General features: G+C 41.1%; 9 protein-coding genes and 1 pseudogene. 4 read left to right on the top strand and 6 right to left on the bottom strand.

From position 1 onward, the window contains the following. Positions 1–1,076 (top strand): SDR family oxidoreductase (locus tag J0A69_RS22295; protein ID WP_206588847.1); only part of this gene is annotated, 1,076 nt, incomplete at its 5' end. Positions 1,077–1,151: 75 nt separating this feature from the next. Here J0A69_RS22295 and J0A69_RS22290 read toward each other — a convergent pair. Then, positions 1,152–1,904 carry an NIPSNAP family protein gene (locus J0A69_RS22290; RefSeq protein ID WP_206588846.1) on the bottom strand — a complete coding sequence of 251 codons (753 nt, stop codon included), beginning with the start codon at positions 1,902–1,904 and terminating at the stop codon, positions 1,152–1,154. 30 nt (positions 1,905–1,934) lie between these two features. Continuing rightward, entirely contained in the window at positions 1,935–2,303 is a 369-nt protein-coding gene (locus J0A69_RS22285; protein WP_206588845.1) for a transmembrane 220 family protein, read from the bottom strand. A 128-nt stretch (positions 2,304–2,431) separates the two neighbouring features. Here J0A69_RS22285 and J0A69_RS22280 point away from each other — a divergent pair, with 128 nt between their 5' ends. After that, entirely contained in the window at positions 2,432–4,123 is a 1,692-nt protein-coding gene (locus tag J0A69_RS22280; protein ID WP_206588844.1) for a mechanosensitive ion channel family protein, read from the top strand. 8 nt (positions 4,124–4,131) lie between these two features. Beyond that, complete coding sequence (locus J0A69_RS22275; RefSeq protein ID WP_206588843.1) at positions 4,132–4,683, top strand: GNAT family N-acetyltransferase; 552 nt, start codon at positions 4,132–4,134, stop codon at positions 4,681–4,683. A 6-nt stretch (positions 4,684–4,689) separates the two neighbouring features. Here J0A69_RS22275 and J0A69_RS22270 read toward each other — a convergent pair whose 3' ends face one another. The 4 genes from J0A69_RS22270 to J0A69_RS22255 form a co-directional block, all read right to left on the bottom strand. Beyond that, entirely contained in the window at positions 4,690–5,736 is a 1,047-nt protein-coding gene (locus tag J0A69_RS22270; protein ID WP_206588842.1) for an SMP-30/gluconolactonase/LRE family protein, read from the bottom strand. A gap of 89 nt (positions 5,737–5,825) precedes the next feature. After that, the gene (locus J0A69_RS22265; RefSeq protein ID WP_206588841.1) at positions 5,826–7,106 is read right to left on the bottom strand and encodes a TIM barrel protein; all 1,281 of its coding nucleotides are present in this window, start codon (positions 7,104–7,106) and stop codon (positions 5,826–5,828) included. Then, positions 7,103–7,294 carry a hypothetical protein gene (locus tag J0A69_RS22260; RefSeq protein ID WP_206588840.1) on the bottom strand — a complete coding sequence of 64 codons (192 nt, stop codon included), beginning with the start codon at positions 7,292–7,294 and terminating at the stop codon, positions 7,103–7,105. The genes J0A69_RS22265 and J0A69_RS22260 overlap by 4 nt, the downstream gene beginning before the upstream one ends. After that, positions 7,291–8,697, bottom strand: coding sequence for a purine-cytosine permease family protein (locus tag J0A69_RS22255; protein ID WP_206588839.1), 1,407 nt, complete (start codon positions 8,695–8,697; stop codon positions 7,291–7,293). Before J0A69_RS22255 ends, J0A69_RS22260 begins: the two co-directional genes overlap by 4 nt. 256 nt (positions 8,698–8,953) lie before the next feature. On the opposite strand from J0A69_RS22255, the pseudogene J0A69_RS22250 reads away from it, so the two are divergent. Continuing rightward, positions 8,954–9,374: pseudogene (locus tag J0A69_RS22250) on the top strand (class II aldolase/adducin family protein); the annotation flags it as partial.

The raw sequence follows: 9,374 nt of genomic DNA, 5'->3' as shown, positions 1-9,374 counted from the left end.
ATGCGGATTATTACGAAAAGCACAAGCATCCCAATTCCCCTGCCATGCGGGATCCCAATCCGGTGATCATTCTCTGGCCGGGAGTAGGGCTATTCTCCTTTGCCAAGGACAAGCAGACTTCCCGAGTAGCCTCTGAGTTTTATATCAATGCCATCAACGTGATGCGTGGGGCTGAAGCAGTTTCCTCTTATGTCTCTTTGCCTTTGCAGGAGGCTTTCAACATTGAATACTGGTTGCTCGAAGAAGCCAAGCTACAACGCATGCCGAAGGAAAAACCACTTTCAAGAAGGATTGCCCTGATCACTGGAAGTGCCGGGGGAATCGGAAAAGGAATTGCTGAGAGATATATCCAGGAAGGGGCCTGTGTAGTGGTAACTGACATCAATGCGGAGCGTCTGGCAGAAACTGAAGCTGCCATGCAGAAAAAATACGGAAAGGATGTCTTCCTGGGTGTTACCCTGGATGTGACTGATCCGGAAAGTCTGAAAAAAGCCATGCAGGCAATCTGTCTGAAATTCGGTGGATTGGACATCATCGTCAACAATGCGGGTATCTCCATCTCCAAGGCTTTTGAATCCCATACTGAGGAGGACTGGTCTAAGCTTTTGGATATTCTTGTCAAAGGTCAGTTTGACGTTTCCCAGGCCGGGGTCAAGATCCTCAGACAGCAGGGACTCGGTGGCGACATCATTAACATCGTCAGCAAAAACGCTTTGGTGGCAGGACCGAAAAACGTGGCTTATGGAACTGCCAAAGCAGCCCAACTCCACATGTCAAGGCTTATGGCTGCAGAACTCGGAGAGGACAAGATCCGCGTCAACGTGGTAAATCCGGATGCGGTCATCGAAAACTCCAACATCTGGGAAGGTGGATGGGCTGAAAACAGGGCCAAGGCTTATGGCATCGAGGTCAAGGATCTTCCTGCCTACTATGCCAACAGAACCCTGCTCAAAGAATCCGTCAAGACTTCAGATATCGCAGATGCCGCTTTCGCTTTCGTCTCCGGAATGCTTGACAAATCAACCGGAAACATGCTCAATGTCGACGGTGGACTCGCGGCAGCTTTCCCTAGATAGAAATTAACACCCGATTACCTTAACGCAAAAAGCCAACTGATTCAGTTGGCTTTTACTTTTTATAATTATCAAAGTTTATTTCATCGGAGAAAAAGGAAGTGTCTTAAAGAATGTTGCATCCACTTTTTCAACGATCTTACCATTTGCCTCAGAAGCATCCCGAGCTTTAATCCAATCAGGATCTTTCAAAAAAGCCTGGAAGGCAGCCTCAAAAGCTGCTTGGTCTTTATGCCCAATTAAGTAAACCAGTTTAGGCTGAGCTCCTTCTTTTTCGGTAGTCAACCAATATGGATAATTTTTCAAACCCTGTCTTTCAAATAGATTTTGAGTATGATCTTTAAAGCGTGTGATCAAATCATCAATTTTTCCATCAAAGCAAGTGTAGATTCTCAATTGGAAAATTCCGCTTTCGCTAGGCATAGGCATTTCATTCAATCCCGGAGCCAAAGTCATAAAGGTTTGATCAATTTTTGCCACAAGTGCTCCGTCGACAATTGACTCTTTGTAAGCTTTTTGCCATTCCGGATCATTCATAAACTGATTCCACATTCTTTCCCTTGCTTCCTCATCAGGGTAGCCCAAAATGTAGGTCAATGAATTATCATTGTTTTCTACAGGAAGGAAATAGGCAATATTTTCCATGCCGCTCTTTTCAAAAAGGGCAACCGTATGATCTTGAAATCTTTTGATCAAGGCATCGAGTTTACCCGGATTCGCATAATATTTCCGGATCTCAAAATAGTTTGATTTGATTTTCGCAGCCTGCTGGCTAAAAGCTCCAAACCCTGAAAACAAGGCGATGAACATTAATAAGACAATTTTTTTCATGGGTTTAAGGTTATTGAGTTTTGCTTAAAGTTAAGATTTCTTTTTCCAGGCTTTGATTACTCCGGGAAGCATTACCAAGGCAATTATGATTAACCCGAAAGACTCTCTAGATTCCTCCATGAAATCAGTTTTCATGCTTAGATTGTGTTGTTCTACTTCCTGAGAAACCCAACTGCTTACATCTCCTTGCCAGAACAATGCCGCTCCGATTACACAGGCTGCAAAAACTACCGTTAACGGAATTTTTGGAAATATGCCTCGGAATCCCAAAAGGCAGAAAATAATAGCAACAGCATAAATACTTACCCAGATTTCAGGATCTGGATCATTGAATTGCCAAAAGGCAAATAGAGCAAAGAGAAGTACCCAAAGCCCGTAGAAAACTTTGTTGAAGGTCATAACAGTAATGGATTTTGGTCAAATCTACTGAAATCAATGAATTTTAATTAATTTGAAGTAGCTTTTGAAAGAGAAAAATTCTAAATCGAATTTCATTTTTTCGTGCAGCAGCAAATATTCTATTAAAAATGGCCAGTCTTAAAAAATCGATCTTTTTTACGCTTTTCATGCTGGTTGCGGGCATCAGTTTAGCCCAAGAAGCAGATAGCACTGTTGTTGTTCAAGCAGATACAATCAGGCACCCGGTAGTTTTCTTTCAGGATACAATTTTCTACATAGGAACTAAACTAGGCCCATTTGATCCTTCCGAAAGAGCTGCCAGCTTTTCGAACAAACTCGATTTACTGATTGAATCAGAGCAATTTGACACGGCACTTCTCAGCACAACCAAGGATGACCTTGCAATTGAAATTCTTCACGGAGATATCATTCTGGGAAGTATTACGACTGCAGATGCAAAATACCTTGATAAGGACCAAGAAGTTTTAGCAGAAGAATATTTACTGGCGATCAAATCTTCTTTCAAAAAAAATCATGAAAACCGCTCCCTGATTCAAATCCTAAGCCGAACAGGAATGCTTATCGTTGTTTTGGTGATTGTGTTCCTTTTGGTAAGATTTATCAATAAAGGTTTTAACAAACTGATTGATTTCATCCTATTGAAATGGCATCAGTATTTCAAAGGAATCAAGATTAAAAACTTTGAATTGCTCTCTGCAGAGCGGGAAGAGAAGCTTTTGAAAGCTTTGATGCGAGTCTTGAAGATCTTCATTATTGCTGTATTACTTTATCTCGCGCTACCCATCATTTTCAGCATTTTCCCATCGACCAAAAATCTAGCTGGCACCTTATTAAGCTACATCACAACTCCTTTAAAAGGTATTTTCGTATCATTCATCGAATACATCCCCGAGTTGTTTATGATCGTGGTGGTCGTGACAATTACTTTTTACTTTGGGGAGTTTATCAATTTTATTTCTGGAGAAATTGAGCGAGGCAATCTGAGTATCCCTGGCTTCTATCCCGATTGGGCAAAGCCAACTTTCAATTTGGTGAAAGTCATTATTTATGCCTTCGCATTTATTGTTATTTTCCCTTATTTACCGGGATCAGAATCCCCGGCTTTTCAAGGCGTCAGTGTCTTTTTAGGGCTTCTGATTTCTCTAGGCTCCTCCTCTGCGATTAGCAATATCATTGCAGGTTTGGTGATTATTTATATGAGAGCTTTCAAGATTGGAGACAGAGTGAAAATCGGTGACACAACGGGCGATGTCATTGAAAAAACCATGTTGGTAACCCGACTGAGAACCATCAAAAATGAGGAGGTTACTATTCCAAATTCCGCCATTTTGAATGGAAATACAATCAATTATTCAGTAGAAGATCATGGTGCAGGTCTGATTCTTCATACTACCGTGACCATTGGCTATGATGTTCCCTGGAGAAAAGTTCATGAGCTTTTGATCAAGGCAGCTTTAGAAGTGGAAACAGTATTGAAAGAGCCAAAGCCCTTTGTTCTTCAGACCAGTCTGGATGATTTTTATGTCTCATATCAGATCAATGCCTATACCTTGGACTCAAAAAAGGCAGCTAAAAGCTACTCAGATTTACATGCCAATATTCAGGATGCTTTTGCCGAGGCAGGAGTAGAAATCATGTCTCCTCATTACCGAGCTGCTCGGGATGGAGCGGATTTGGCTTTACCTCCAAAGTATATCCCCGAAGAACCTAAGCCAGAAGAAAAGCCCAAAACACCTGAGACAAAAGCTCCAAAAACCGAAGAACTTGGAGAAGATTTTGAGGACTCAACCTATTCCTAATTTATTTTATGGTAGAAATTTGCCAAGCCAAAAGCAAATCCGATTTATTGGGTATTCTTGTATTACAGCGAGAAAACCTCGTTCAAAACATCAGTATTCAAGAGAAAGAGGAACAAGGCTTCGTCCGAGTTCAGCATAGTTTGGAATTATTGGAAAGCCTCAATTCCATTGAACCCCATATCATCGCAAAAGAAGGAGAAACTATAGCTGCTTACTTTCTGGCAATGACTAAAAAGTCCAGAAATGATGTTCCGATGTTGGTCCCTATGTTTGATCAATTTGATGAATTGGTTTTCAAAGGAAAGAAAGTCAGCGAATACAATTACATGGCAGTGGGGCAAGTTTGTATTGGTAAAAACTACCGAAGTCAGGGACTTTTTGGCAGATGTTATGAAGCCTATAAAGAAGCCTTTAATGACCGTTATGATTTTGCAATCACAGAAATCTCTATTTCAAACGCCCGTTCTCTAAAAGCCCATCAAAAAGTTGGCTTTGAGGTCATCCATACTTTCAAAGATGAATTTGAAACTTGGGCAATTGTAGTTTGGGACTGGGCTTAAAGCTTATTACTTCAACTTGATTCTCAACAAATCCATGTCTGCGGTCATGTACAGGTAAGTTTCATCTGAATCAAAAGTGCAATTGGAAGTTGCCCGGTTTGTCTTGATAGTTCCAAGATGCTTTCCCTCTGGACTGATGATCAGAATTCCTCCCGGACCACTGGCAAATAAATTTCCACTGGAATGAACTGCCATACCATCGGGTAATCCGGGATTGGCCTCACCAACCAAAATGCTGACTTCCAAAATCACTTTTCCTTCACTTACATTTCCATTTTCATCCAGTTCAAAACGATAGTATCTGGCTTTTTCTGGATCTGACTGAGCAATATACAATGCACTTTCATCAGGACTTAAGCCAATCCCATTTGGTCTGGAAAGTGAATCAATTTGTAGGGAAAGATTTCCCATAAAATCTATCTGATAGACACCCTGAAAATCCAGCTCTTTGGTATCCCACTCATCCAACCCATAAGGAGGATCGGTGAAGTATAATCCCCCGTCTTTTTTCAGAACCAAGTCGTTGGGACTGTTGAATTTCTTTCCTTCAAAATTCCCTGCAAGCACCTCGAATTCAGGCTTTGGATCTTGAATGGAGCTGATCATTTTTCCAACTTGTCTTGCACCATGCTGGCAAAGCAAAAGTTGTCCTTCCGCATTTAAAACGAGTCCATTTGCCCCAGGCTCTCGCTTGTTTTTTTCATCTCCGAAATAACCGGATGGTTCCAAATACACTTCCAGACTATCTTTCTCAGACCATTTCCAGATTTTGTTTTGCGGCACATCCGTAAAAATCAAAGCATCCATCGATTCTAGCCAAAGTGGCCCTTCTGACCAATCAAAACCCGAAGCGACAATTTCAATTTTCGCTTCCTCCGGAATCAACTGATCCAATTCTGGTTGCAATCTTTGAATGGACCCTGTTGTTTGATAGTTTGATTGGGAAAGTTCCGATGAACCATCAATCGTTTCTTCTCCCTCCGTTTTTGACTCAGGTGAATTACAGGAATAGATAAGGAAACTAATAAATAGGATCAGGCTGGTTTTTCTCATGGGTGCATTGGAAATAGGTGAAAGAATGATCTTAGCATAATCCCAAATTAGGAATTATTAAGTGATTTTTCACCTCGTTTAATCCTGTCTTACAGGCCAGTCGATCTAGAGTTTGCCCCTCTTTCCTGAATTAGATTTTTCCTAACCTCCAGCTTTCTGTATAAAGTAATTGGATTGGCAGCTCCTCCATTTTGGATTCTCGCTTCTCTGACAAGTGGCCTTACATCTCTTTGAAAAGCTTCCTGAAGACATTCCTGCGCCCCAACTACATCCCCATCAAGTTGACAGGCACTTAGTTTTTTTCTATCCACGAGAAGTGCTTTGGTAAAACAAATGCTTATCACTTCTAAAGCCTGCATTAGATCCTCCAATGGATCTTTTGTATTATGACTCGCATCAATCATCCAGGAAATGCTTTCCCAAGTCTGTGCTCCATCTTCAGAACCAGAAATCAATTCACAAAAAATCAAGAACAATTGATAGGGTTTGATGCTTCCTGTGGTCAAATCATCATCCCCATATTTACTGTCGTTGAAGTGAAAGCCTGCCAGCATATCCTGATACATGAGTGTTGCCACAATCTGCTCAATATTTGTATTTGGAAGATGATGTCCGAGGTCTACAAGTACCTTGGCCCGATCTCCCAGCGATTTGCAAAGCAAAGAGGATGTTCCCCAATCAGGAATAATAGTATGGTAAAAATTAGGCTCATACGGCTTGTATTCTAAAAGCAACTTCCAATCATCAGGCATGGCTGTATAAATCTGGGTTAGCGATTCTTGAGTCCATTGCAAGGCATTTCTCATACTTGACTGCCCAGGAAAATTACTGCCATCGGCCAACCAAACCGTCAAGCCTTTGCTACCTAGCTTTTTTCCTATTTCAATCACCTGAATATTGTGATCTACTGCCTGATTGCGAATTGATTTCTTGGCATTCCCAAGCGACCCGAGTTTATAGGTTTCCTGCTGTCCATAGTCCTGAAAAGTATTGCTATTCATGGCATCGAAGGAGATTCCCAACTCACTGGCCAAGCCAGTGATCGTAGAATAATCGCTTGGAATATCCCAAGGTATATGCAAGGAAACGCTGGACGTCTTTTGTGTCAGGGCCTTTAACAAGCCGATATCCTCCAATTTTTCTTCAAGATTTCTAGGCTCTCCACCCAATCCAAATCTTCCAAATCTAGTCCCTCCGGCACCTAAAGCCCAGCTGGGAACAGCAATTTGGAACTCTTTTATCTTATCAATTAAAGCCCAAATATCTACCCCTTCTTTGGAAAGTAGACCAGATAAGAAATCAAGTTCTTGTTGGTGTGCAGAAAGTATGCTTTGATTATTTTCAGATATGTTTTCTTGGGTAATTCTCATGAGTCTTGAGGTTGATCATCCGTCTTTTTATTGATCCAGAAAGGAGCTGTGGCAAACCACAACAGCATCCCAATGGTCATGTACATATGACTTTGATCCAATGTAATTGTTGATTTGAAATATAAAATTGGAGGCACGATCGTCAATACCAACGCAAAATAAGAAGCTATTTTCAGTAAAGTTTTCATGCCAATTTTGTTTTTAGGTTCGGAAATTTAAGTCTGGAAAAGACAACAAAAAGAATCACAGCTACAAACCAGCCGGGAAGTCCCAAGAAGAATATTTCCATTCCATAGTAATAGTTTAAAAACAAGCAAAAAAGCAATGTGATCAACCAGGAAGCCAAAGCTGGCCAAGTGAAATCTTTCTTATTTGTAATTGCCTGTTCCTGCTGAAAGCCGAATTTATCTGCGAAATAAAAGTCAGCAAAAATCACTGCTCCCATTGGCATCAAAACCAATCCATATAGGGCTACAAAATCCAATAGCCTCATGACCAGCGCTGGAAAACAAGCTGCCAAACTGGTAATTCCCCCCACGATAGCCGTGATTTTCCAAGTTTTAACTTTTGGAAAAATGCCTTGCAAAGCCAGACCTGCTCTATAAATTGTTGGATTTGCTGTAGTCCAGCCTGCCACTATCACACACACCGCTCCTGCAATCCCCGCTGCTTGAAAGGCAATGGGTCCTGGAGCAAACTCGTTGGAATTTGTATTGGTCTGAAGGAATACAGCGTAAAGAATACCCGATGCAATCCAAGCCACAAAATGCCCTATATACATCCCTGCAAAAGATAAAAACCCATATTTCCAGGATTTTGCATAGCGAAGAATAGTTAAGTCTGACATTCCGATATGCATGGCCATATTACAGAACCAGCAGAAAAAAATGATGTGCCAAATCGTAAATTTTGTAAATCCCGCGGCAGGTACTCCTGTCCAGATTACTTCTTTTGCAGCAACTATAAATTCATCTAAAGTATGAACCCCAAGTTGCGGAAGTGCAGAAAAGGCTGCTGATACAAAAATCAAAATCATCCAAGGAGCTATCACATTTGCGAATTTCGCTACCTGATTATAACCTCTGATTGCAATAAAAGTAATGACGGTGCCCATAATCAGAACAGCTACAATCCAACCGGTAGTTTTTGGATACCAGTCTGTAAGTTCTGGCATGGCTAAATTGAAGGGAATACCAACCGCAGTAGCAGAAACTGCGATCATTGATCCTGCTAAAAAGCAAAACATTAGGGCATTGATGAAATTGTAAAGATTAACAACAGATTTACCGGTAATGCGCTCCAATTGATAATACAAAGTCAATCTTTTGGAAGTGGCAATGGGTGCTGTCAAAAATCCCCAGCTTAATACAGCCAATAAATTTCCAATCAGTAAGCCTATAACCATATCTCCTGCCGAAACTCCATGGGCGACAAACATGGGTCCAATGACAAACTCTGTTCCTGCAGTATGTTCTCCTGCATACATACCTAAGAAACTCTTACCTGATTTGAGTTGATTTCCAGGGACTGGCGTCCTTTCAAACTCGTTATTTTGGGATACTATTTTTTTAAATAATTTCTGTTCTTTCATAATTACTGTCAAAAAATCCAAAAACAAGATACCAACTATCCTGTTCCATCCTTGGATTTACTGGCTTAAAAAAGAATTAAAGCGGAAAGTGGTTTATGTTCCGTAGGCATTTCTTTAAATTACCCCAAAGAAATAATTTGCTCAAAAACAGAAGCATAGCTTTGACTGCCCTAAAACAAAACCGCTTTCAAGACAGCACAGGACACCAAAAACTAATGTTAACCCCATATTCAACCTATTAAAATTGAATTATTGAATGAATACGAATACACAACAATTTAACCATGTCAGCTATTTATGGGATGATAAAAAAGCTGCCGATTTAGAAGGAAACGAAGTTGATTTATTGATTTATAGATCCAATATCCTGGGAGCCGATCTACGCATCACCAACTACGGTGGCGGCAACACCAGCTGCAAGACTTTTGAGGCCGATCCGCTCACCAAAGAATCCGTCGAGGTCATGTGGGTCAAAGGTTCAGGTGGTGACATCGGAACCCTCACAAAAGCAGGCTTGGCCGGACTCTATGTCGAGAAGCTCCGTGCACTTCAGGGTATCTACCGGGGCATCGAGTTTGAAGACGAGATGGTCGGACTTTTCAACCACTGCATCTACGATCTGGACTCCAAGGCTCCTTCCATCGACACACCGCTGCATGCTTTTTTACCTTTCAAAC

It is taken from the genome of Algoriphagus pacificus, assembly GCF_017254845.1.
Lineage (GTDB): Bacteria > Bacteroidota > Bacteroidia > Cytophagales > Cyclobacteriaceae > Algoriphagus > Algoriphagus pacificus.
This window is presented reverse-complemented; position numbering and strand designations above follow the sequence as displayed.